This window comes from Microbacterium paulum (assembly GCF_015707995.1).
In the GTDB taxonomy this organism is placed as follows: Bacteria; Actinomycetota; Actinomycetes; order Actinomycetales; family Microbacteriaceae; genus Microbacterium; species Microbacterium paulum.
The window spans coordinates 20,961-42,243 of the sequence record NZ_JAAGRY010000023.1 but is presented as its reverse complement, the minus strand read 5'-3'; the positions used below and the strand labels follow the sequence as shown (position 1 = coordinate 42,243).

The window sequence follows — 21,283 nt, the reverse complement described above, 5'->3', positions numbered from 1 at the left end:
TGGGGCAAGCGCCGCCTGGCATACGAGATCCAGAAGAAGAACGAGGGCATCTACGCCGTCGTCAACTTCACCGCGACCAGCGAGGCCACGCAGGAACTCGACCGTCAGCTGAAGCTGAACGAGCAGATCATGCGTACCAAGGTGCTCCGCGCCGAGGAGGCGATCGCTCAGGTCGCCGCCGAGAAGGAGCGCGCCGAGGCCAAGGCCGCCCGCAAGGCAGCGAAGGCGTAACGGACGATGGCCGGCGAAACCGTCATCACCGTCGTGGGCAACCTCACGGCAGACCCCGAGCTGCGTTACACGCAGAACGGCCTGCCCGTCGCGAACTTCACGATCGCGTCGACGCCCCGCACGTTCGACCGTCAGGCGAACGAGTGGAAGGACGGCGAAGCGCTGTTCCTCCGCGCGTCGGTCTGGCGCGACTTCGCCGAGCACGTCGCAGGGTCCCTGACGAAGGGGATGCGCGTCGTCGCCACCGGGCGTCTGCGCCAGCGCAGCTACCAGGACCGTGAGGGCCAGAACCGTACCGCGATCGAGCTGGAGGTCGACGAGATCGGCCCCTCGCTTCGGTACGCGACGGCTCAGGTCACCCGTGCCGCATCGAGCGGTGGCGGTGGCGGCGGTCAGCAGTCGCGCCCGCAGGTGCAGCAGGAGGAGCCGTGGGCGTCTCCCGGCTCCGCCGCTCCGGATGCCTGGTCGGCGCCCGGCTCGTACGGCGACGACACTCCCTTCTGACCCCGACCGGTTCGGGGACCGACAGATCTCGGATGCCACCGGCATCCACTCACACTCGTAAGGAAAAACAATGGCTGGAAAGGCTACCGGCGATCGCCGCAAGCCGCGGAAGGGCGCGAAGAACGCCGCTCCCGCGAAGGCGATCCGCGTCGGCGTCATCGACTACAAAGACGTCGCGACGCTTCGCAAGTTCATCTCGGAGCGCGGCAAGATCCGCGCCCGTCGTATCACCGGTGTGTCGGTGCAGGAGCAGCGTCTGATCGCCAAGGCGATCAAGAACGCGCGCGAAATGGCGCTCCTGCCTTACGCCGGCGCTGGCCGCTAAGGAGCACCCATCATGGCAAAGCTGATTCTCACGAACGAGGTTGCCGGGCTCGGAAGCGCCGGCGACGTCATCGAGGTCAAGAACGGGTACGCCCGTAACTACCTCATCCCCCAGGGCTTCGCCGTGGCGTGGAGCCGCGGTGGCGAGAAGCAGGTGGCGTCGATCCGCGCCGCCCGCGAGTCGCGCGCGATCCACGACCACGAAGAGGCCGTCGCGCTCAAGGACGCCCTCGAGTCGAACACCGTCAAGCTGCCCGTCAAGGCCGGCAAGGAAGGCCGTCTGTTCGGTTCGGTGAAGACCGCCGACGTGGCCGACGCGGTCAAGGCTGCCGGCCTCGGCGACCTCGACAAGCGCAAGATCCACATCACCTCGCCGATCAAGGCCGTGGGCGAGCACGAGGCGACCGTTCGCCTGCGTGACGACCTCACCGCCGTGATCACCCTGCAGGTGGTCGCCGCGAAGTAATTCGCGCACGACGGATGCCGCGACCCGCCCCCTCACGGGGTGCGGGGCGCGGCATCCGTCGTTCCTGCCCTGCTCTCGCGGATGCGGCGGCGTTGCGGCCATACTTCCCCCAGGACGACCGTGAGGAGCGCGCGCATGGCCGAGCAGGGATCGGCGCCGGGAGAGTTCGTCGCACGCTGCGTGTGGGTCGTGGTCGGCGTGCTCGTGATCGGGCTCGGCAGCGGCCTGCTGAAGGCGATCGACGTCGGCGTCGACCCGTACACGGCCGCCAATATCGGCATCAGCACCCTGCTCGGGTGGGACCTCGGCAGCTACCAGCTGCTCAGCAACCTCGTGCTGTTCATCCCCATGCTCATCTGGGGTCGCAAGTGCATCGGCGTCGGCAGTGTCGCGAACATGGCGTTCACCGGCTACGCGATCCAGTTCTTCGCGGGTGTGATCACGCCGCTCGTGCCGGATGAGCCTGCCCCGGTCCTGAAGATGATTCCTGTTCGTCATGGGCATCTGCGTCTTCGCGCTCGGCGCTTCGCTCTATATGACGGCGGCGCTCGGCACGGCCCCTACGACGCGCTCGCGCCGATGATCGTGGATGCCACGGGGGCCAAGTATCGCGTCGTGCGCACCGCGCAGGACGGCCTCGCTGCTGCCCGCGCCGACGGCGGCAGCACCGGTCTCGACGGCGCGCGGCATCGTGCGGACCGGGGGTGGCGCACCGGATGCCTCGGCGGCACCCCCCGGCGAGAATTAACGCTCACAGGGTATTGACAAACTCGCCGTCTGGCCGGGTGGTTTTCCGCAGGGTTGTCCCCAGTCGCCCCGCGTACGCACAACCTTCAACCCACACTTCAAGCACATTGCGAGTCCACAGGGTGTGAGTGAGGTTTCACCAGGTCAGCTGGTAAATAAAAGTCGCTCTGCATCCGTATCCCGGGCGTTTTCCACAGCCACTGTCCACATGCGTCTCGGCGTTTCACGCAGATTCTCCACACAGTTATCCACAGGCGGGTTTGCGACTGTCGGACCCCCTCCCTAGCGTGGCCTGTGGCCCGGCGAGCGGGGCAGGGGGATACGTGGGGATACGTGAAGAAAGGGCGCCGCATGTCGATCGCTGACATTCCGGAGGAGCGTCTCGGCGGCCCTCGCGAGCGCAGCAACGAGCGCACGCCGCCGCATGATCTGCTCGCCGAGCAGTCGACGCTCGGCGGCATGCTGCTGTCGGCCGACGCAGTCGCCGACGTCGTCGAGTCGATCCGCGGCACCGACTTCTACGTGCCCAAGCACGAGCTGATCTTCGAAGCGATCCTGAGCCTCTACTCGCACGGCGAGCCGACCGACGTCGTGGCGGTCACCGACGAGCTCATCAAGACCGGCGACCTGATGCGCGCCGGCGGCGCCGACTACCTGCACTCGCTGACCTCGATCGTGCCGACAGCGGCGAACTCGTCGTACTACGCGTCGATCGTGCGCGAACGGGCGCTGCTGCGTCGACTCGTCGAGGCCGGCACCCGCATCGTGCAGATGGGCTACAACGGCCAGGGCGAGGCGCTCGACCTCGTCAACAACGCCCAGGCCGAGATCTACTCGGTGACCGGCGCCGAGCAGGCTGAAGACTACGTCGCCCTCGAGGTGGCCGTCGGTGCGGCCATCGAAGAGATCGAGGCAGCCCGCGGGCGTGACGGTCAGATGACCGGCATCCCCACCGGCTTCGCCGGCCTCGACCAGCTGACCAACGGCCTGCACCCCGGCCAGATGATCGTCGTCGCCGCCCGACCGGCCATGGGCAAGTCGACGCTCGCGCTCGACTTCGCCCGGGCCGCGGCGATCAAGCACAACCGTCCGACGATCTTCTTCTCGCTCGAGATGGGGCGCAGCGAGATCGCGATGCGCCTCATGAGCGCCGAGGGCGCCGTGCCGCTGCAGTCGATGCGGAAGGGGTCGCTCGACTCGCGCGACTGGACGACCATCGCCTCGACGCGGGGGCGCATCAACGACGCTCCGCTGTACATCGACGATTCGCCGAACATGACGCTCGTCGAGATCCGCGCGAAGTGCCGCAAGCTCAAGCAGCGGGTGGGTCTCCAGATGGTCGTGATCGACTACCTGCAGCTGATGACGTCGGGCAAGCGCGTCGAGAGCCGCCAGCAGGAGGTCTCGGAGTTCTCGCGCGCGCTCAAGCTGCTCGCGAAAGAGCTGCAGGTTCCGGTCATTGCGCTGTCGCAGCTGAACCGTGGTCCCGAGCAGCGCGCCGACAAGAAGCCCGCGATCAGCGATCTGCGTGAGTCGGGCTCGATCGAGCAGGATGCCGACATGGTGATCCTGCTGCACCGCGAGGCCGCCTACGAGAAGGACAGTCCCCGTGCCGGCGAGGCCGACCTGATCGTCGCCAAGCACCGCAACGGCCCGACCGACACCGTGACCGTCGCCTTCCAGGGCCACTTCTCGCGCTTCACCGACATGGCGCCGGGGGACTTCGGGTAATTGTAGGTTCCACGCCGAAATGACATATTCCACGGGTAGTTGGCAGGCACTTGGCATCTGTAGGTTCCGGTTGAAGTTGTCCATTTCGCAGATGAAATGTCCACGGTGTGTCCATCTGGACATTTCAACTCCTGAGTGACGCTCTGGGACGATGTGGGGGTGAGCGAGTCGGTAGATGACGGATACGGGTCTGTCGAGAACGGCGAGCAGTGGGGTGAGGAAGACGGCCGAGAGATCATCTTCGAGACGCCAGCGTAAGCAGCAACCTTCGTCCCTACGCTTGTCCGATAGACGATCCGCTTGCAGGCGTCTATGTGCTGTGGTCGGAGGGGCCGGCAGCCGCGCGGTATCCACATCGGCTGGTTGCGAGACCTCAAGGCGGTGTGCGCGTCGAGCGCTACCCAGGTCGACGCGGCTCGGAGGCACGGAGCATCGATCGAGTTGCGAATGGGCCGGCTGCGACGGGGGTACCAGCGCAGAATCCCCCTAGGGTGGTCAAATGTCGACGACCTCCGCACGCCGCCGCGCGATCGGGGCGTCCGCGACCCTCTTGAGTGGCCCCGTCGATCTGCTCGACTTCCTTATTCCGCTCTGGGGGGGCGCGGTGCTCGGGCTCAGTACGTCTGTGGTCGGATGGCTGGTGGCCGCGGAGCTGGTGGTATCGGTGCTCATGCGACCGGTTGCCGGGTATCTCGCCGATTCGCGACCGCGCACCCGAGTCGCAGCGGTCGGAGCGTTCCTCTACAGCGCCAGCTGCGTGCTCTACGCGTTCGCGGATACGCCCGGGATGGCGTTCGTCGCGGCTGCCGTCGGCGGCGTCGCCGGCCCCCTGTTCTGGATCTCGCTGCGCGCCATCGCCGCCGAATACCTGTCGGACGACTCGGGGACGTTTGCAGGGCTGATGTCCTCCGAGGCCCTCGGATCCTGGATCTTCTGGGCGCCCGCGATGTTTCTCCTTGCATCCTACGGATACTCGGCCGTCTTCATCGGACTCGCCGCCGCGGCGATCGCCGCCGCGGTGCGCCTTCTGTTCGTGCCGAAGGAACCGCTCGTCGTGCGGGAAGAGTTCGCGGGCGGAACACGCGGACATGTCCGTCGACTCGCACCGCTCTTGGCGCTCGGCGTCTTCGTCACCGCCGCCGAGGCGGGCGTGGGTCTGGCGCTGCTCCTGCAGCTGCAAGCCCTGAACCTTCAGGTCTGGCAGATCGCGCTCGTTTACCTGCCGGGCGGTATCGCGCTCACGATTCTCCCGCGCCTCCTGCACGGTCTCGTCGAGCGATGGGGTCGCAAACCCGGCTACGCCGCCGCGTCCATCGCGTCTGCGGGGAGCGCAGCTGCGCTGGCGGTCTCCCCTCCAGTGATCGTCATAGCCGCGCTGTGGGTCTTCGTGTGTGCCGCGTTGGGCCTCCTCTACCCTCTGCAGAAGACCCTCGTCTCGGAGGCGAGCGGCGACCGCGTCGCCCGCGGGATGAGTCTGCAGGCGAACGCCGACACGATCGGCGCCGCGATCGGGGTGGTCGCTGCAGGCGCGTTGATCGCCGGTGGCTGGTGGGCTCCGGCGTACCTCGTGTTCTCCGCTGTCATCGCGAGCGGTACGGTCCTCGGCCCCTGGGCCATCGATCGCATAGGTCGGGATCGCCCACTGGCCGAGACTGCGGAGCAGTGACATGGCGAGCATCTGAGCGATCGCGTCGGCGACACATTTATTTCGATGGTGTCGCGGATGCTGGTAGCTTTCAGGGGTCCGTGCAGGAGTTTCGAGGAGGTGGTACCCGTGAACGAATCGACGTGGGTGCTCCCCACGGGAGTCACGGTCGGGCGATAGGTCGCCCGGGAGCGCCGCATCCTTGCAGCACTCCCGGAAGGCACGACCATGCACTTCACCTCCGAAACCCGCCTTGACCAGGGACCCATCGAACGCGAGTTCACCCTCGGCGACATTCCCGGCATCCTCTGGACACCACCCACCGCGTCGACGGCCGGCCCCGTTCCGCTCATCCTGTTGGGTCAGCCCGGCGGGCTCGGGCTACGGCGCATGCACCCCCGTCTGGAGGTCCGAGCACGCAGCGCCGCCGCACAGGGTTTCGCCTCGGTTGCTCTCGAACTGCCAGGTGCCGGAGACCGGCACCCGCTGCCGTGCGCGGAACAAGCCCGTGCCGACCTCGTGCGCGCGATCTCGGTGGGCGAGCGTCCCGATGACGACATCATCGACCGGCTCATCCTTCCCATCGTGGAGCGGGCAGTGCCGGAGTGGCAGGCCGCACTCGACGCAGTGCTTGGGCTTCCGGAGATCGGGGATCGGGTCGCCATCTCCGGCGGGGTCATCGCGGTCGCCGTGCGCCTGGCCGCGACCGATCGGCGCATTGCGGCCGCGGGCCTGTTCGCCGGAAGCTACGTGCCGCGATCGACCATGGACGAAGCGCGACGGATCACGATCCCCCTCCATGGGCTGCTGCAATGGGATGACGAGGGCAACGATCGACAGATGGCGCTCGATCTCTTCGATGCCTTCGCATCGACCGAGAAGACCCTCTACGCCAACATGGGCGGACACACCGGCGTCCCCTCATTCGCCAGCGAAGATGCCGCGCGCTTCTTCGCCCGCCATCTCGACTCGACAGGTGATTGATGTCCACCACGGATCGAGGACTGTAGGAATCTGCCGTTTCGCGTGGAACCTCGAACTCGAGATCACTGCCATTTGCCGTGGAATCCCGGCATCCTCCGCCATCTCGAGCGGGAACTTACAGTAGTTGTAGGTGTAGGGATTTTTTGGAGGTGTCCATTTCGCAAACGACTTGTCCACGCGATGTCCAGATGGACATTTATTGCTCGGCGAACGGCATGAAACGCCGCGAGGCGATGCCCCGTATAGTGACTCGCCACCGGGCAGGACTTACGGCGTCACGTGAGGCCCCGCGGAGACTGCGACCGGAGATGAGGAAGGCCGATGCGGAGAACGCCTCCTGGCTTCCCGCGGGGTGGATCGACGTCGGCTGCGGCGGCTCGAGAGGCCAGCGTTAGAAGAGCGCCGGTGGTTGGGCTATGGCTTCCGTGCGGTCAGCATGCGGCGTAGGTCTGCAACCAGGGCAGTGGGTCGGTGGCACTGGTGCCGTTGCGGAGCACTTCGAAGTGCAGGTGGGCGCCGAACGAGCGGCCGGTGTCGCCGGTGCGGCCGATGTATTGGCCGACGCTGACTGTGTCGCCGACCTCGACTTGTCGGGAGTCGTATTCCATGTGGGCGTAGCGGCTGGAGACCGGTTGTCCGTCGACGACGTGGTCGATGACGATTGTGACTCCGTACGCGCCGCCGTTGTCTGTTGCGACACTGACGACCCCGTCGGCGATTGTTTGGATGTGGGCGCCGGCGCCGGGGATGAAGTCGGTGCCCTCATGCAGTCGGCCGTCACGCATGCCGAACCCGTAGGTCATCGGAACGCCGACCGCGTACGGCCATTGGACCGCGCAGTCGGGATTGTTGGTGAAGACCGCGGTGGAGTAGTTCGTGATGCCAGCGGTTCCGGCGAGATCCACGAGGGTGGCTGTTGAATAGCCGTCGCGATTGATAACGAGGCTGGGTTGCGTCTGGGCGGGTGTGACGTAGGCCTGAATGTCTCCGCCGGGCACGTCACTAGAGGCCAGTGTTGTTGTTGTTGTTGCGGCGGCGTGCTCGTGGGGAAGGGCCTCGGCGTCGACGGTCATCCCGATAGTCATCAGTCCTACGAGCCCAAATACGTGCGCGGAGAAGAACGCCGCCCGTGTACGAGCGTGCGGGGCGACTTTCGCCTCGGTCACGTCTGGCCGCTCATCGGACTGGGACGACGGCGCGGAAGCTGGGGGGTTTGGCTCGGGCTTGGGTTCGGCAGGCTGTGTCGGAGCGAAGGAGAACAGGCGTACCGCGGCATCGAAGGGGTCCAGCGGGAGGTCCGCATGGGCGTCAGCGTGGCGTGCGGTGGCCGGGGGGGTGCCGGTGGATGCCTGTGATCGGGTGCGGGCTTGGCGTCGGGTCAGGACGGCATCGGGCTGCGGCGTTGGAGCCGCTGAGGGCATCTCCCTGGCACCGTTTGGATGTCGCCTGTCGGAGCGTGGGTGCGTCGGGCTAGTGGCGGGTGTGTGGGTAAGCAAACGTGGTGACTTTCGGTTGAGTGTTAGCTGGAGGAGGGCATCAGGCTGAGTCCGCTGTCGTCGATGACGAGGATGTCTCCGGCGTCGGTGGTGGCGATCGCCTGGGCGGAGCGGTGCACGGTTCCGACGTCTTGCCAGGTCGTGTCACTGGTGGTGCTGCTCCAGATGGTGCCTTTGCTGTCCACGCCCACGAGTCGCTGGTGGTCGGGGGATGCGGCGATGGGATACAGACTCGGTGCGGCTGGAAGTGGGGTGAACGTTACGCCCCGGTCGGTGCTGGCCTGAGGTCCGTCCGGCGTAGTGGCGATGATGCGGCCGGTGGCGTCAACGACGATCGCGAACGCGAGCAGTGCGCCGCCGGTCGGGGTCCAACTGACACCGAGGTCGGAGCTTGCCAGGACCACGTTGTTGCCCGTGGCCTGTGCGTAGAGGGTGCCGTCAGGGCCGGCGGCGAGGGCGTGGAAGTCCTTCTCCCCGGTGAACGCGACCGGATCCCAGGTGTCGCCCCCGTCACGACTGCGGATGATGCCCAAGTTCTGGTCACCGAGTTCGGTGGGTGTGAGGGTGCCGGGGTGACCGGAGGCGATGAGGTCACTGCCGACCGCGGTCAATCCCATGGCGTCGAGGTTGTCGCGGCCGACGCGGGTGCCGAGCTGCCCGGCCGAGGTCGCGGTGTAGACGCCGTCGTGGGTGCCAAGCAGGAAGCCGTCACCGTCTGGGGCGGGCACGATGGCGTGCACGTGTGGCAGTACGGTCGCGTGGTCGGTGCCGGTGGAAGGCGGCGCGCCAGCAGTGCAACCGGTGAGGGACAGAGTCAGAAGCGCGACGAGGACCGCTGTCGCGCGCAGGGGAATGCGCATACGCACCCTTTCGAGTCCGGGGTGAGAGGCACCTATACGGGGTGCCCCTCACCGGGGTGCGTTAGAGCTGCGCGAGCAGCTCCTGCATGGTGGCGATCTCGGCGGTCTGCGTCTCGACGATGGTCTGTGCCATCGCGACCGCGTCTGTGTTCTGGCCGTTGTCTGTCGACTTCGTCTTGCGCCATCGTGATGGCACCCTCGTGATGCATCGTCATCTGCTCGAGGAACAAGCGGGACGCGTCAGTTCCGGTCGCGGCTTCGAGAGTTTGCATGTCGTCGTCGCTCATCATGCCGTCACCGTGGTCCATGCCGCCCATGGACTCGGTGTCCGTGTCGGCACCCCACTCGTCCAGCCATCCCTGCAGCTGCTCGATCTCCGGCTGCTGGGCGGCCTTGATGTCCTCGGCGAGCGTGAGCACACCCTCGTCGATGTCGTCTTTGGCAAGGATCATGTCGGCCATTTCGACGGCCTGCTGGTGATGCGGGATCATCATCTGCGCGAACATCACATCCGCGTCGTTGAAGTCCGCCATCACTACGGAGGGCGAGGAGCTGCTGCCGTGGTCCATGCCGGGCATGGACTCGGAGCTGGAGCCGCTGTTGCCTGCGCAGCCGGCGAGAGTGAGGGCGGTGGCCAGGGCCAGTGCGGCGGTCGCCGCGGTACGAATTCTCATCAGGGTTCTCCAAAGGGGTACGTGAAGGGTGCGCCGGTCAGGGTTGACCAGGCGCATGCGCGGACGGAGCCGGGGCAAAGTTGCCGAGGCTCCACCGCATCACGTACGGCTAATGCAGAGAGCAGTGAGCGAGGGAGGTCGAAGACAGGTGCCAACCGGAGGCGCGGCCGCGGGCGGTCCCGGGCGCGGAAGGAGCGCGAGCCATCGTTGTGCGCCGCGCATCCGTGCCAGGAGCAGCACCGTCGCCAGGAGAGCCAGAACACACGCCATAGCGAGCATGGTCGAGTGGCCCGTGCCGCAGTCCGCGCACGTTTCATCCACCGCGGCGGCAGCGGGTCCGGTTGAGGCGTGCGCATCCTCGAGAGTTGCGCCATGGACGTCGGCCGCCACGGCGGAGTGATGACCGGCTTGCGCGGCGGTGTGGGTGTTGAGGGAGTGCATCGCCAACAGGCCAACGATGACGGCGCCGGTAAGAGCGATCAGCAAAAGCAGCGTGCGGGCCATAGAACGGCCGGCACGGAGTTGCTCCGTGAGTGCGATCAGCGACATGTCACCTCCCTCGTCCTTCTACGGTACGGCACCCCGGTCAGCGGCGACCAATGACGGCTTCCGGGCTGAGATCCAATCGCCGCAGCAGCTGGGCGTTCAGGGCAACCACAATGGTGGACAGCGACATCAGGATCGCGCCCACCGACATGGGCAGCACGAAACCGATCGGGGCGAGCACCCCCGCGGCCAGCGGTACCGAGATCATGTTGTAGCCGGCTGCCCACCAGAGGTTCTGCTTCATCTTCCGGTAGCTGGCCCGAGACAATTCGATCACCGACACCACCGACCGGGGATCATCGCTCGCGAGGATCACTCCGGCCGACGCGATCGCGACATCAGTGCCTGCGCCGATGGCGATACCGACGTCGGCCTGCGCGAGGGCGGGGGCATCGTTGACGCCGTCACCCACCATCGCGACCTTGCGACCCTCGCTCTGCAACTTCTTTACCTTCGAGGCCTTGTCCTCCGGACGGACACCGGCGAAGAACCGGTCGATGCCGAGTTCTGCGGCCACGGACGCGGCGACCGCTTCCGCATCACCGGTGATCATGACCACCTGCACCCCGCGGCCCTGAAGAGCGGCGACTGCGGCACGCGACTCCGGGCGGATCTCGTCAGCAAGCCTCAGCGCACCCGCCACAGTTCCGTCGATAAGGACGTGGAGAATGATCGCACCCTCCTCGCGCCACTCGTCCGCGACGGGCAACTCGATCGCACCCTCCTGCTCGAGCAGGTACGGCCCACCCACCTGCACGGTGCGCCCATTCACCAGGGCACGCACACCCACAGCTGGCGAGGACTCAAAGTCGGTCGAGCCGGGCACGGTGAGCTGCTTTTGCTTCGCGGCGTTGACGATCGCCCGGGCGAGGGGATGTTCGGAGTCCGCTTCCGCAGCGGCCGCCAGCGCGAGCAGCTCATTCGGATCAGTGCCGTCGATGGGGTCGATAGCGGTGACGGCAGGAGTGCCCTTGGTGAGGGTGCCGGTCTTGTCAAACAGAACCGCGTCGACAGTACGCATGCTCTCCAACGCCAACCGGTCCTTCACCAGCACCCCGGCGCGAGCGGCGCGTTCGGTAGCGATCGACACCACCAGGGGAATCGCCAACCCGAGGGCGTGCGGGCACGCGATCACCAGCACAGTGATCGTGCGAACGACGGCGTCATCCGGGAACCCCAGCACCGTCCACACCACCGCGGTGATGGCGGCAGCGACAAGCGCGAACCAGAACAACCATCCCGCGGCGCGGTCAGCGAGCCGCTGCGCGCGAGAGGAGGAGTTCTGTGCCTCGGTGACGAGCTTCTGGATTCCGGCGAGGGCGGTGTCCTCACCAACCGCGGTGACTTCCACCCGCACCCCAGAGTCTGTGGCGACGGTCCCGGCGATCACCTGGTCCCCGTCGCTGCGGCGCACCGGGCGGGACTCACCGGTGATCATCGACTCGTCCATGCTGGCTGAGCCCTGCACAACGCGACCATCTGCCGGCACCCGTCCTCCCGGGCGAACGACGACGACGTCTCCCACCTGCAGGTCGGACGGAGGAACAGTGACGGTGGTGTTCCCCTCGACCTTCTCTGCCTCATCCGGCAGGAGGGCGGCGAGGGAGTCGAGCGCGGAGGTGGTTTGGGCGAGGGAGCGCATCTCGATCCAGTGGCCCAGGAGCATGATGACGATCAGCAGCGCCAGCTCCCACCAGAAGTCCAGCTCGTGATCCAGCACGCCGAGGCTCGCACCCCAGGAGGCGACGAACGCGACGGTGATCGCCAGGGCGATCAGCAGCATCATCCCGGGCTTGCGTGCGCGCAGCTCGCTGACAGCGCCGGTCAGGAACGGGGCACCACCCCACACATACATGACCGTTCCGAGGATCGGGGACACCCAGCCCACCCACGCGGCATCCGGCAGCGGGTAGCCGATCAGCATCGAGAACATCGTCGAGAAAACGATCACCGGAACGGCGAGGACCAGCATGATCCAAAACAGCCGCCGGAACCGAGCCACATGATCTCCGTGCCCGGCGTGGCCGCCATGATCAGCGTGGCCCTGCCCGGACTGGCCCGCGGCCGGTGCCCGGTCGTCGTGGTGACCGTGCTGGGTCATGGCCGCATGATCGTGCGCAGTCGCAGTCGTAGCGGCGTCCCCGCTGCGGTCGGCGGGAGTATGGGAGTGGTCGTGCTGGCTCATCAGAGCCTCCTTCGTTGCGTTGCGTTGCGTTCGAAGTGTCTAGACCGGGCTGTCAGCCAGGGCGTACCCGGCCTCGTCGACGGCTGCCTTCACCTGTGCAGGGTCAAGCGCGCTGGCGCTGTGAATGGTGACGCGGGATGTCCCGCCGGCGTTCAGTTCAACGGTCACGCTCTGCACGCCGTCGATGCCGGTCAGTTGCTCGGTGACGCTGGACACGCAGTGCGAGCACGTCATCCCCGACACCAGAATGTCATCCGTCACTGCAGCGGGCATCGGGACCGGGGTCTCGGCAACCGTGGATGTGGCGCAGCACGCGCAACCAGCCGTGGTGTCTTTCAGACCGAGGTCGATGTGGTCAGTCATGGTGTTTCCTCCAAGGGTTGGGTGGGGGTGATCAGGAACGGACGAGACGGGCGATCGCGTCGTTAGCTTCACGGATCTTTTCGGCAGCGACCTGGCCGCCTTCGGCGCTTGCCTCCGCGACACAGTGGCGCAAGTGATCGCCCAGCAGAGACAGCGCGACCGTCTCAAGAGCCTTTGTCGCTGCGGACACCTGGGTGAGGATGTCGATGCAGTACTTGTCCTCCTCGACCATCCGCGCGATACCTCGCACCTGGCCCTCGATGCGTCTAAGCCGCTGTTGCAGGTCGTCCTTATTGCCGTCGTAGCCGTGCATACCTATACCATACCCCCCTAGGGTATGTAAGCCGACGATAGAGCCCATCATTCCCGAGACCCTGCGGTGGAAACGGTCTGGCCTATTCGTCTTTCATCTCGGTGAGTACCTCGAACGGTGACTCGACGTCACCACGCCACGCCTCGATGCCCTCGCGGATGGCCAGGGCGGCGACGATGAGGGCGGCGACGGAGTCTGCCCACCACCATCCGAAGAGGCTGTTCAGGATGAGGCCGATGAACACGGCTCCCGAGAGGTAGACACACAGCATCAATTGGCGTGCGTCAGCGAGAACACTCTTGGAACCGAGCTCGCGACCGGTGCGTATTTCGAACGAGGCGAGCAGAGGCATCACGAGCAAACTGAGGGCGGTGATCCCGATACCGAGAGGGCTGTGTTCCGGGCCTTCTTGCGAGATGAGACTGAGGATCGCATCGATGCTGACGTAGGCGGCGAGGGCGAAGAAGGCGAGGCCGATGGCACGGACGGTGGCCTTCTCCCAACGCTCGGGGTCCTTGCGTGTGAATTGCCAGGCGATGGCGACCGCGGAGAGTACCTCCACGACGGAGTCCAGGCCGAAGCCGATGAGCGCCGCCGAGGACGCGAGCATCCCCGCGGTGATGGCGACTATCGCTTCGATGACGTTGTAGGTGATGGTGAACGCCACGATGAAACGGACGCGGCGGTGTAGCCGTTCACGGCGTTCAGTCGCCAGTGCGGTCATGGTGCGACCTCACAGCAGCCGGGGGCGGTGCAAGTGGAGTCCAGGCATGGGGCATTCTCGTCAACCGCCAGGGCGACGTCAACGAGCGCGGTGAGAGCAGCAGTGAGGTGCGGGTCGGAGATCTCGTAGCGAGTTTGCCGGCCTTCTGGTTCCGCAACAACGATCCCGCAATCGCGAAGACATGTCAGATGATTCGAGACGTTCGAGCGGGTCAGCTCGAGATCGCGAGCCAGCACGGCCGGATAGCTCGGCCCCTCAAGCAGGGTCATCAGAATGCGGGATCGAGACGGGTCGGCCATGGCGCGGCCGAGGCGATTCATCACGTCGAGACGGGTGGTCATGGTCAGCATCTGCTGATCATACAGTGATGGCTGTATCGATGGAGGTCGGGATGCGGTCTCCGACCTTCGAAGGCAACGGGCATCCGATGCGTGCGAGCTTGCCGGTCACGTGAGGTCGCACCGCAAGGTGACGTGGACATCTTCTCGCAACGATGAGGCTGCAGCACCTGGACATTTCTCGAGTCGATAGCCCGCTCTGCTGCGGGCGCGGTGGACAAGTCGAGCCGTACCCTACAGTAGGGATTCTTCTGAGATGTCCATTTTGCAGATGAAATGTCCACGCGATGTCCATCTGGACATTTCATCCGAGCGTGCCCCACGGTGGCGTCGCTGATCTCTGCGCACGAAGGATGACCGCTAAGCCTCGATCCACCGATAGGGGACTGTCTGAATAACGGTGTGTGGGGTCCGGCCTGATCCGTAAGGAGATGGCCGTGACTGTCGCGACCGATGTCGTCTTTGACGACGAGATGATTGATCCCGTGACCGGGGAGATCATCGATCAGAAGGAACTCGCCCAGCGGCTGCTCGCGCAGGCGAGGGGCCAGGGCGTGAGCCTGACCGGGCCGGGTGGCCTGCTCAGCCAGTTCACGAAGAACGTGCTCGAGACCGCGTTGGACGCGGAGTTGACCGAGCATCTCGGCCATGAACACGGCGGGACCCCGATCGCAGAGAACATGCGCAACGGGACCCGGGTGAAGACCGTGCTGACGGAGATCGGCCCCGTCGAGATCGAGGTCCCCAGGGGTCGCGACGGCTCTTTCGAGCCCATCGTCGTCCCGAAACGCAAACGTCGGCTGGACGGGGTCGACCAGATCGTCCTCTCGTTGACCGCTCGGGGACTGACGACCGGGGAGATCGCGGCGCATTTCGATGAGGTCTATGGCGCGAAGGTCTCCAAAGACACCATCAGCCGCATCACCGAGAAAGTCGCCGGCGAGCTCGCCGAGTGGGCTTCGCGTCCGTTGGATTCGTTGTATCCGGTGATCTTCGTCGACGCGATCGTCGTGAAGGTCCGTGACGGGCAGGTCCGCAATACCCCGTTCTACGTCGTGATGGGAGTGACCACGGCCGGGGAACGCGACATCCTCGGGATCTGGGCCGGAGACGGCGGCGAGGGAGCACGGTTCTGGCTGCAGGTGTTGACCGAGCTGAAGAATCGCGGGGTCGAGGACGTCCTCATCGCGGTCTGCGACGGGCTGAAGGGTCTCCCGGAGGCGATCAACACGACCTGGGAGCGGACGGTGGTGCAGCAGTGCATCGTCCACCTGATCCGCAACTCGTTCCGCTATGCGGGCCGGCAGCATCGCGACGGCATCGTGAAAGCGCTCAGACCGGTCTATACGGCCCCGTCCGAGCAGGCCGCGAAGGATCGGTTCGAGGAGTTCGCCGCCGAGTGGGGCGGGCGGTATCCAGCGATCGTGCAGCTCTGGCGCAACTCTTGGGCGGAGTTCGTGCCCTTCCTGGAGTACGACGTCGAGATCCGCCGCGTGATCTGCACGACCAACGCGATCGAGTCCATCAACGCCCGCTATCGGCGGGCCGTTCGAGCCCGCGGCCACTTCCCGAACGAGCAAGCGGCGTTGAAGTGCTTGTATCTCGTGACAAGGTCGCTTGACCCGACCGGCGGCGGGAGGGCACGCTGGGTGATGAGGTGGAAGCCCGCGCTGAACGCGTTCGCGATCACCTTCGCCGGACGGTTCGAGAGAACCACTCACTGATGAAAACCGCCGGACCCCACACACCGATTATCGGACAGTCCCGGTACCGGGTCGCATTGCTCGCACGACGTGCCGACCGGATCTCGGCTCTCGCCGCTGAGCTGGGGGCCGGCGCACTCCCGATCCAGGCCGATGTCACCGACCGTAAGCAGCTCGTCGCAGCCGCCGACCGCGTGCAGCAGGAACTCGGCGGAGCGAACGTACTGGTCAACAACGCCGGCATCATGCTCCTCGGCCCATTCGCGTCCGCCCAACGCGACGACTCCGCAACATGATCGACATCAACCTCCTCGGCGCGATCACCGCGACCGAAGTGTTCCTCGACCAGCTGCGCGACGCGCCCGGCGACGTCATCAACCTGTCGTCCGTCGCCGGGCGCACCGCCCGCGCAGGCAACGGCGTCTACGCGGCGACGAAGTGGGGGCTCAACGGCTGGTCAGAGTCCCTCCGTCAGGAACTTCTCCCCAACGTGCGCGTGACCCTCATTGAACCGGGCGTCGTCGACACCGAGCTCCCCTCGCACATCACCCACGACGCCACACGCGAAGCCGTTCTGAAGGGATACTCCGCGGCCACCGTCAAGCCGGAAGAGATCGCCGCGGTCATCGGCTTCGTTCTGGCTCAGCCGCGCCACCTCGCCATCAACGAGATCCTGCTGCGCCCCGCCGACCAGCCCTGAGGGTCGCTGTCCGCCAGGGCCGGTCGGCTCGGTCACGACGAGAGTGCCGAGAGCAGGGTGGACAGCGCGTCCTCCTCCGCTACCGCGTCCGGGCTGGAGGCGCGCACCTCGGTGAGGACCGCGTCGATCATCCCGTCGAGCACAGCCCACCCGTTCGGATTCAAGGGTTTCAGCACCGATTGCGCGGCATCCCACGCTGATTCGAGGTCCTTGACGCGAGCCACGGCACCGGCCTGATCCCCGGCTTTCACCTTTTCGAGGGTGTCTTGCGAGATCGTCCGAAGTTCGCTGACGTCTGCGGCGGGGAAGCCCGCGGTCGCCGACTCGCCGGGTGCGAGAGTTGCGGTCGACGCGGGTCCTTCTTCGCTCGCTGCCGCTGTCGTGTGGGGCTGCGCAGACGCCCAGACCAGCAGGCCGGCGGTGAGCACAGCGACTCCACCGAAGTAGCCGAGCATCGCCCGTTCCCGTTTCGGGCTCGACCATGGGCTCCGCGCCCACGAAGGCTGCTTTGTCAGTTTGTCGGGGTCGATGGCGTCCGCGCGCGATACCGTCAGATAGATCACAGTCGCGATGATCGCGACGAGGAAGATCACGCTGGTCACAGCGACTCCCAGCCCGAGACCCTGCTGGTCAGCCGGGAAGCCCATCCAGTCTCCGAGGTTGGCGCCCAACGGGCGGGTCAGGATGTAGGCGAGCCAGAACGACAGTGTCGCGCTCGCGCCCAGGCGCCAGCCGATGATCACCGCGCTGATGAGCGCCGCGGGAAGCAGCACCGACACACCCGGACCCCAGCCGGTCACCTCGAGGATCCAGTCGCCGGCGGCGGTCCCCAACGCGAAGGTCACGAGGATCGCGAGCCAATAGAACAACTCGCGCGGGGTGCTGGTGATGCTGTGGATGGATAGGGTGCGCTGGCTGGCCCACCAGACTCCGAACGCCACTGCGAGCACGCCCGCGAACACGGCTGTGCTGACTGCGAGAGGTACGCCGAGCGCATCGGTCAGGATGTCGGTGTACAGGGTGCCGGTCACGCTGACCACCACCACGGTTAGCCAGTACACGACCGGCACGTATCGTCGCAGCGACAGCTGCCAGATGAGGACGCCTGCGAAGACGATCGTGAAGAGGACCGCGGTCATCTCGAGGCCGACGCCGAGGGTCATGTTGATCCATTCCGCGAAGCTCTCACCGACCGTGGTGCAGAGGATCTTGATGATCCAGAACCACAGCGTGCTCTCCGGCACCTTGCTGAGCATCTCGCGGCGGCCGGAACCAGCGGGCGCGATCGTCGTGTTGTTCGTCACGATCTGCACGCTACGAAGGTGCGACTAATCCGTCTCTAAGCGGAATACCGCTCGTTTCATGCCTTCGGTAGGCTCCGGCTGTGACCCTGTCCGACGACCTCGCCGCGTCCCTCGTCGGTGTGGTCGTGCTCGCAGTGGTCGCCACGCTCGTCCTGGCGCTCTTCCGTGTTCCGCGGCTCTGGGAGCCCGCCGTTGCGATCGTTCGAGGCGCCGCTCAACTCGCGGTGATCAGCGTGATTCTCACGGGGATCGTGTCGAGCCCCGAATGGATCGCCGTGGCGCTCGTCGTGATGTTCACCATCGCCAGCATCGTGGCGACGGGTCGCATCGGCTGGTCGTTGCGCGACTTCGGCATGATGTCCTCCTCGATCGCGGCGGGGGTTGTCGTCGCCCTGTCGATCGTCTTCAGTACCGGTGCTCTGGAGTTCACCCCGCGGTACGCCCTCGCGATCGGGGCGATCATCATCGGCAACTCAATGAGCATCGCCACCTTGACAGGCAGATCGTTCACGAGATCCGTCAATGATCACTGGGATGAAGTCGAGGGGTGGTTGGCGCTCGGCGCGAAGCCCCGTCAGTCCACGATCACGCTCGCTCGCGGCGCAGTGCGCGACGCGCTCATCCCCTCGATCGACCAGACCAAGACCACAGGCCTGGTCGTCCTCCCGGGAGCCTTCGTCGGCGCTATCTTCGGCGGTATCTCCCCGCTCGAAGCCGGTCGATTCCAGATCGTCGTGCTCGCCGCGATCATGGCCGCCGGGTCGGTCGCCGCAGTGCTGATCGCCCTTTGGATGGGCGACGTCCGTACGCGGCCTAAAGCGGTGCTGGCGTGATACTCGCGCGCATACCCGGACGTCGGGGGTCCGGCCTATCGTCAAACCGTGTCAACAATTGAAGCAACTGAGTACCGCGATCGGCTAGGGCGAGCGGCATCCGCTGCCCTGAGTCCGACACCGGTGCTCACCGTCCTCATCATCACCGCTGTGCTCGGGTCGCTTCTTGGTCACCAGGCTGCCTACGCCCTGTTTTGGGCGATCGCCGCACTCGTCAGCGCCGTTGCACTCACCGTGTTCGCCGGCGCCCGCCCTCTTCCCAGGCTCGCCGACAGGAGTCATCTGCTGCATCGGCTCTCCTGGCTCGTGCGATATGGCACCGGCGCCGTGCTGCTGTGCGTGTCGACGTTCGTCGGCGGCTTGGCCGGCAGCGCCGTCGCGGGAGGCACCACGGCGTCTCAGCTCGAGGCGCTGGACCACCTCATCGGGATCATGGGCGCCTACGCCTTCCAGATCGCCCTCGTGCTCTTCCTCGGATGGCTCGCCATAGACATGTGGCGACTGACCGCGGATCTGAGGACGGCCGGGTTCACGCGAGTGGCAACGTGGGTCGGTGGCCCGGACGTGGCGCGGGCGACATTCATGCCGGTCGTGGAACGCTGGGCGGGTGCGCTCAGCGCACCCGCGCTGGTGTCGACGATCGCATTCATCGGGATCGCGTACGCGCTGATGGTGACGAAGCCTTTCTAGCTGCCGGCCGGCGGGCGCCACGGCGGGACACCAGGGGCGGGGATGTCGATCTTCAGTCGGAGCCGGCCGCCCTCGCTCGGATTGAGGGGTGGAGGATGACGAGATGCTCGGGTACGAGGCTCGAGCGGATCGGCCAGATCCCCTATGAGGAGCGGATGACGTATGTTCACTCGCTCACGTCGCGTCTCGTTGCACACCTTCCGTATCCCGTGTGGGGGTCGATCACCTCGTCGACATTTCCTCAGTCGGTCGCGGACGGCTGTTCCACGATGGCGGCTACTTGTACCTCTTTCAAGCCTCTGGTGCCGATATCAAGGCCAACTTCCCGACGACGGGCGAGGGAGACGTCTCGGACCTCGGGGATGAAACCTGGTATCTCGTTGAAGCCTGGGACCAGAGCTAGAACTTGGTCTTCTCGATGGATCTCACCGAGTGGCGACGCGCTGACGGGAGGCATGATCAGTCGAAATCAAAGTGCGTGGGCGGGTTGACTGCATCGCTCTCGAGGCCAGCCACGCGGGCTATCGCCCAAGTGGCTTCCCTCGTAATCAACGAGATACCCGCCGTCCAAGGCACATGCTCGTCTGCGGCGACGAAGTACGGCGCGAAGGTGTAGTCGCGCAGAATCGTGGGATCGGTAGTCAGCTCGACGTGGCCGGGCGTCGAAAGGGATCGAGAAGGCATCCGAGGCCGTCGCCGGTCTGTACCGCTGACGCCGCGCGCGCCCCTCCCTTCCCCCCGCACCGAGGAACATCATGAAGTCGAACCGCACCTCCGTCATCACGATCGTGGTCGCCCTGCTGATCGGCGCGGGCTTCGCGCTCGCCGGAAGTCAGGGCGGCGCGACGATCGGCGGATTCCCGCTGTTCGCGCTCGCCGTGATCGCCGCGTTCGCGATCCAGGTGATCGCGTTCGTGCCCGCCGCCGCGCTGCGCACCGAGCGCTTCTTCGACCTCACCGGCAGCCTCACGTTCATCGTGATCTCGATCGCCCTCGTACTGCTCGTGCCCCAGATCGACGCGCGCGGCCTGATCCTCGCCGCGATGGTCGTGCTGTGGGCGGTGCGGCTCGGGTCGTTCCTGTTCGCCGCGCGGGTGCGCCGCGCCGGATCGGACTCGCGCTTCGAGCAGATCAAGGGCTCGCCCGTGCGCTTTCTGCAGGTGTGGGTGCTGCAGGGCCTCTGGGTGAGCATCACGGCGGGCGCCGCCTGGATCGCGATGGCCGTCGCGCCGGCGCAGCAACGCCCCCTCGAGTGGCTGGGCGTCGTCGGGATCGTCGTCTGGGTGGTGGGGCTCACGATCGAGATCGTCGCCGACGCCCAGAAGTCCGCATTCCGCGCCGACCCGTCCAACGCGGGCGAGTTCATCAGCACGGGACTGTGGGCGCGCTCGCGGCACCCCAACTATTTCGGCGAGATCGTGCTGTGGATCGGCGTCGCCCTCGTCGCGGTGCCGGTGCTGCAGGGCTGGCAGTGGGTCGCGCTGCTGTCGCCGGTGTTCGTCGCGCTGCTGATCGGCCGCGTGAGCGGCGTGCCGATGCTCGAAGCCAAAGCGGATGCCACGTGGGGCGGCCGCGACGACTACGCCGCCTACAAAAAGCGCACGCCCGTGCTCGTTCCGCGCCTCGGGGCCTCGCCCGCGCGCGGCGCGAACGGTTAGCATTCCGGCATGACCAACGAGACTGCGCCCGTCGACGTGTCGATCGGCGGCGACGGCATCAGGCTCGGGCAGTTCATGAAGTTCGCGGGGCTGCTCGACTCGGGCGGCGACGTCAAAGAGGCGATCATCGACGGGTTCGTGACGGTCAACGGCGAGGTCGACCGGCGCCGCGGGCGCCAGCTCGTCGTCGGCGACGTCGTCGCCTTCGCCGAGCACCGGGTGCGCGTCTGCGCGTGACCGGCTGACCGCGGCATCCACCTCGAC

23 protein-coding genes and 2 pseudogenes are annotated in these 21,283 nt (G+C 66.2%); 14 read left to right on the top strand and 11 right to left on the bottom strand.

The annotated features are described in order from the left end of the window. The 8 genes from rpsF to G3N18_RS07365 form a co-directional block, all read left to right on the top strand. A partial coding sequence (gene rpsF, locus G3N18_RS07400) for a 30S ribosomal protein S6 (protein WP_196383651.1) occupies window positions 1-231 on the top strand: 231 nt, incomplete at its 5' end. Window positions 232-237: 6 nt separating this feature from the next. Then, window positions 238-735 (top strand): single-stranded DNA-binding protein, encoded by a 498-nt coding sequence (locus G3N18_RS07395; RefSeq protein WP_196383650.1) that lies wholly within the window; start codon window positions 238-240, stop codon window positions 733-735. A 70-nt stretch (window positions 736-805) separates the two neighbouring features. Continuing rightward, the gene (rpsR, locus tag G3N18_RS07390) at window positions 806-1,060 is read left to right on the top strand and encodes a 30S ribosomal protein S18 (protein ID WP_005054609.1); all 255 of its coding nucleotides are present in this window, start codon (window positions 806-808) and stop codon (window positions 1,058-1,060) included. A gap of 12 nt (window positions 1,061-1,072) precedes the next feature. After that, complete coding sequence (rplI, locus tag G3N18_RS07385) at window positions 1,073-1,525, top strand: 50S ribosomal protein L9 (RefSeq protein WP_196383649.1); 453 nt, start codon at window positions 1,073-1,075, stop codon at window positions 1,523-1,525. 135 nt (window positions 1,526-1,660) lie between these two features. Next, window positions 1,661-2,290, top strand: a complete 630-nt coding sequence (locus tag G3N18_RS07380) for a DUF6198 family protein (protein WP_196383648.1) — start codon at window positions 1,661-1,663, stop codon at window positions 2,288-2,290. A 333-nt stretch (window positions 2,291-2,623) separates the two neighbouring features. Continuing rightward, window positions 2,624-4,003: a replicative DNA helicase gene (dnaB, locus tag G3N18_RS07375; RefSeq protein ID WP_196383647.1), complete on the top strand. Its 1,380-nt coding sequence runs from the start codon at window positions 2,624-2,626 to the stop codon at window positions 4,001-4,003. A gap of 499 nt (window positions 4,004-4,502) precedes the next feature. Continuing rightward, window positions 4,503-5,669, top strand: a complete 1,167-nt coding sequence (locus tag G3N18_RS07370; RefSeq protein ID WP_045247062.1) for an MFS transporter — start codon at window positions 4,503-4,505, stop codon at window positions 5,667-5,669. Between the two features lie 336 nt (window positions 5,670-6,005). After that, on the top strand, window positions 6,006-6,632 hold the full coding sequence (locus G3N18_RS07365) for a dienelactone hydrolase family protein (protein ID WP_338038369.1): 627 nt from the start codon (window positions 6,006-6,008) through the stop codon (window positions 6,630-6,632). A 431-nt stretch (window positions 6,633-7,063) separates the two neighbouring features. Here G3N18_RS07365 and G3N18_RS07360 read toward each other — a convergent pair whose 3' ends face one another. The 9 genes and pseudogenes from G3N18_RS07360 to cmtR all read right to left on the bottom strand — a co-directional run bounded on the left by G3N18_RS07360 (window position 7,064) and on the right by cmtR (window position 14,143). Continuing rightward, entirely contained in the window at window positions 7,064-7,705 is a 642-nt protein-coding gene (locus G3N18_RS07360; RefSeq protein WP_196383645.1) for a M23 family metallopeptidase, read from the bottom strand. A 446-nt stretch (window positions 7,706-8,151) separates the two neighbouring features. Next, a complete protein-coding gene (locus tag G3N18_RS07355; protein ID WP_230403968.1) occupies window positions 8,152-8,988 on the bottom strand; it encodes a WD40/YVTN/BNR-like repeat-containing protein in 837 nt (278 codons plus the stop codon). A 61-nt stretch (window positions 8,989-9,049) separates the two neighbouring features. Further along, window positions 9,050-9,662 (bottom strand): annotated as a pseudogene (locus G3N18_RS07350) (DUF305 domain-containing protein). 99 nt (window positions 9,663-9,761) lie between these two features. Beyond that, window positions 9,762-10,211 (bottom strand): DUF6153 family protein, encoded by a 450-nt coding sequence (locus G3N18_RS07345; RefSeq protein WP_196383644.1) that lies wholly within the window; start codon window positions 10,209-10,211, stop codon window positions 9,762-9,764. Between the two features lie 37 nt (window positions 10,212-10,248). After that, window positions 10,249-12,393 carry a heavy metal translocating P-type ATPase gene (locus G3N18_RS07340; protein ID WP_196383643.1) on the bottom strand — a complete coding sequence of 715 codons (2,145 nt, stop codon included), beginning with the start codon at window positions 12,391-12,393 and terminating at the stop codon, window positions 10,249-10,251. Between the two features lie 39 nt (window positions 12,394-12,432). Then, on the bottom strand, window positions 12,433-12,756 hold the full coding sequence (locus G3N18_RS07335; protein ID WP_196383642.1) for a heavy-metal-associated domain-containing protein: 324 nt from the start codon (window positions 12,754-12,756) through the stop codon (window positions 12,433-12,435). Window positions 12,757-12,787: 31 nt separating this feature from the next. After that, complete coding sequence (locus G3N18_RS07330; protein ID WP_196383641.1) at window positions 12,788-13,069, bottom strand: metal-sensitive transcriptional regulator; 282 nt, start codon at window positions 13,067-13,069, stop codon at window positions 12,788-12,790. Window positions 13,070-13,151: 82 nt separating this feature from the next. After that, window positions 13,152-13,793: a cation diffusion facilitator family transporter gene (locus G3N18_RS07325; protein ID WP_196383640.1), complete on the bottom strand. Its 642-nt coding sequence runs from the start codon at window positions 13,791-13,793 to the stop codon at window positions 13,152-13,154. Beyond that, window positions 13,790-14,143, bottom strand: a complete 354-nt coding sequence (gene cmtR, locus G3N18_RS07320; RefSeq protein ID WP_196383639.1) for a Cd(II)/Pb(II)-sensing metalloregulatory transcriptional regulator CmtR — start codon at window positions 14,141-14,143, stop codon at window positions 13,790-13,792. Before cmtR ends, G3N18_RS07325 begins: the two co-directional genes overlap by 4 nt. 461 nt (window positions 14,144-14,604) lie before the next feature. Here cmtR and G3N18_RS07315 point away from each other — a divergent pair, with 461 nt between their 5' ends. After that, complete coding sequence (locus tag G3N18_RS07315; RefSeq protein ID WP_196383660.1) at window positions 14,605-15,855, top strand: IS256 family transposase; 1,251 nt, start codon at window positions 14,605-14,607, stop codon at window positions 15,853-15,855. Beyond that, window positions 15,855-16,534 (top strand): annotated as a pseudogene (locus G3N18_RS16595) (SDR family oxidoreductase). The gene G3N18_RS07315 and the pseudogene G3N18_RS16595 overlap by 1 nt, the downstream one beginning before the upstream one ends. 32 nt (window positions 16,535-16,566) lie before the next feature. Here the strand turns inward: G3N18_RS16595 and G3N18_RS07305 are convergent. Beyond that, on the bottom strand, window positions 16,567-17,838 hold the full coding sequence (locus G3N18_RS07305; protein WP_338038368.1) for a COG4705 family protein: 1,272 nt from the start codon (window positions 17,836-17,838) through the stop codon (window positions 16,567-16,569). Window positions 17,839-17,918: 80 nt separating this feature from the next. On the opposite strand from G3N18_RS07305, the gene G3N18_RS07300 reads away from it, so the two are divergent. Together G3N18_RS07300 and G3N18_RS07295 are read left to right on the top strand one after the other, a co-directional pair. Continuing rightward, on the top strand, window positions 17,919-18,671 hold the full coding sequence (locus G3N18_RS07300) for an ABC transporter permease (protein ID WP_196383638.1): 753 nt from the start codon (window positions 17,919-17,921) through the stop codon (window positions 18,669-18,671). 48 nt (window positions 18,672-18,719) lie between these two features. Then, entirely contained in the window at window positions 18,720-19,361 is a 642-nt protein-coding gene (locus G3N18_RS07295) for a hypothetical protein (protein WP_196383637.1), read from the top strand. A 459-nt stretch (window positions 19,362-19,820) separates the two neighbouring features. On the opposite strand, the gene G3N18_RS07290 is transcribed toward G3N18_RS07295, so the two are convergent. Further along, complete coding sequence (locus G3N18_RS07290; protein ID WP_196383636.1) at window positions 19,821-20,045, bottom strand: hypothetical protein; 225 nt, start codon at window positions 20,043-20,045, stop codon at window positions 19,821-19,823. Between the two features lie 71 nt (window positions 20,046-20,116). Here G3N18_RS07290 and G3N18_RS07285 point away from each other — a divergent pair, with 71 nt between their 5' ends. Then, window positions 20,117-21,019 (top strand): DUF1295 domain-containing protein, encoded by a 903-nt coding sequence (locus G3N18_RS07285; protein WP_206693051.1) that lies wholly within the window; start codon window positions 20,117-20,119, stop codon window positions 21,017-21,019. Window positions 21,020-21,028: 9 nt separating this feature from the next. Continuing rightward, window positions 21,029-21,256 (top strand): RNA-binding S4 domain-containing protein, encoded by a 228-nt coding sequence (locus G3N18_RS07280; protein ID WP_196383635.1) that lies wholly within the window; start codon window positions 21,029-21,031, stop codon window positions 21,254-21,256. The last annotated feature ends 27 nt before the right edge of the window (window positions 21,257-21,283 follow it).

Coding starts and splice junctions, on each gene's coding strand:
- G3N18_RS07315 (WP_196383660.1), top strand. CDS start 14,605: ATGATTGATCCCGTGACCGGGGAGATCATCGATCAGAAGGAACTCGCC.
- cmtR (WP_196383639.1), bottom strand. CDS start 14,143: ATGCTGACCATGACCACCCGTCTCGACGTGATGAATCGCCTCGGCCGC.
- G3N18_RS07280 (WP_196383635.1), top strand. CDS start 21,029: ATGACCAACGAGACTGCGCCCGTCGACGTGTCGATCGGCGGCGACGGC.
- G3N18_RS07355 (WP_230403968.1), bottom strand. CDS start 8,988: ATGCGCATTCCCCTGCGCGCGACAGCGGTCCTCGTCGCGCTTCTGACT.
- G3N18_RS07340 (WP_196383643.1), bottom strand. CDS start 12,393: ATGAGCCAGCACGACCACTCCCATACTCCCGCCGACCGCAGCGGGGAC.
- G3N18_RS07360 (WP_196383645.1), bottom strand. CDS start 7,705: ATGACCGTCGACGCCGAGGCCCTTCCCCACGAGCACGCCGCCGCAACA.
- G3N18_RS07380 (WP_196383648.1), top strand. CDS start 1,661: ATGGCCGAGCAGGGATCGGCGCCGGGAGAGTTCGTCGCACGCTGCGTG.
- dnaB (WP_196383647.1), top strand. CDS start 2,624: ATGTCGATCGCTGACATTCCGGAGGAGCGTCTCGGCGGCCCTCGCGAG.
- G3N18_RS07290 (WP_196383636.1), bottom strand. CDS start 20,045: ATGCCTTCTCGATCCCTTTCGACGCCCGGCCACGTCGAGCTGACTACC.
- G3N18_RS07345 (WP_196383644.1), bottom strand. CDS start 10,211: ATGTCGCTGATCGCACTCACGGAGCAACTCCGTGCCGGCCGTTCTATG.
- G3N18_RS07395 (WP_196383650.1), top strand. CDS start 238: ATGGCCGGCGAAACCGTCATCACCGTCGTGGGCAACCTCACGGCAGAC.
- rpsR (WP_005054609.1), top strand. CDS start 806: ATGGCTGGAAAGGCTACCGGCGATCGCCGCAAGCCGCGGAAGGGCGCG.
- rplI (WP_196383649.1), top strand. CDS start 1,073: ATGGCAAAGCTGATTCTCACGAACGAGGTTGCCGGGCTCGGAAGCGCC.
- G3N18_RS07335 (WP_196383642.1), bottom strand. CDS start 12,756: ATGACTGACCACATCGACCTCGGTCTGAAAGACACCACGGCTGGTTGC.
- G3N18_RS07330 (WP_196383641.1), bottom strand. CDS start 13,069: ATGCACGGCTACGACGGCAATAAGGACGACCTGCAACAGCGGCTTAGA.
- G3N18_RS07370 (WP_045247062.1), top strand. CDS start 4,503: ATGTCGACGACCTCCGCACGCCGCCGCGCGATCGGGGCGTCCGCGACC.
- G3N18_RS07285 (WP_206693051.1), top strand. CDS start 20,117: ATGAAGTCGAACCGCACCTCCGTCATCACGATCGTGGTCGCCCTGCTG.
- G3N18_RS07325 (WP_196383640.1), bottom strand. CDS start 13,793: ATGACCGCACTGGCGACTGAACGCCGTGAACGGCTACACCGCCGCGTC.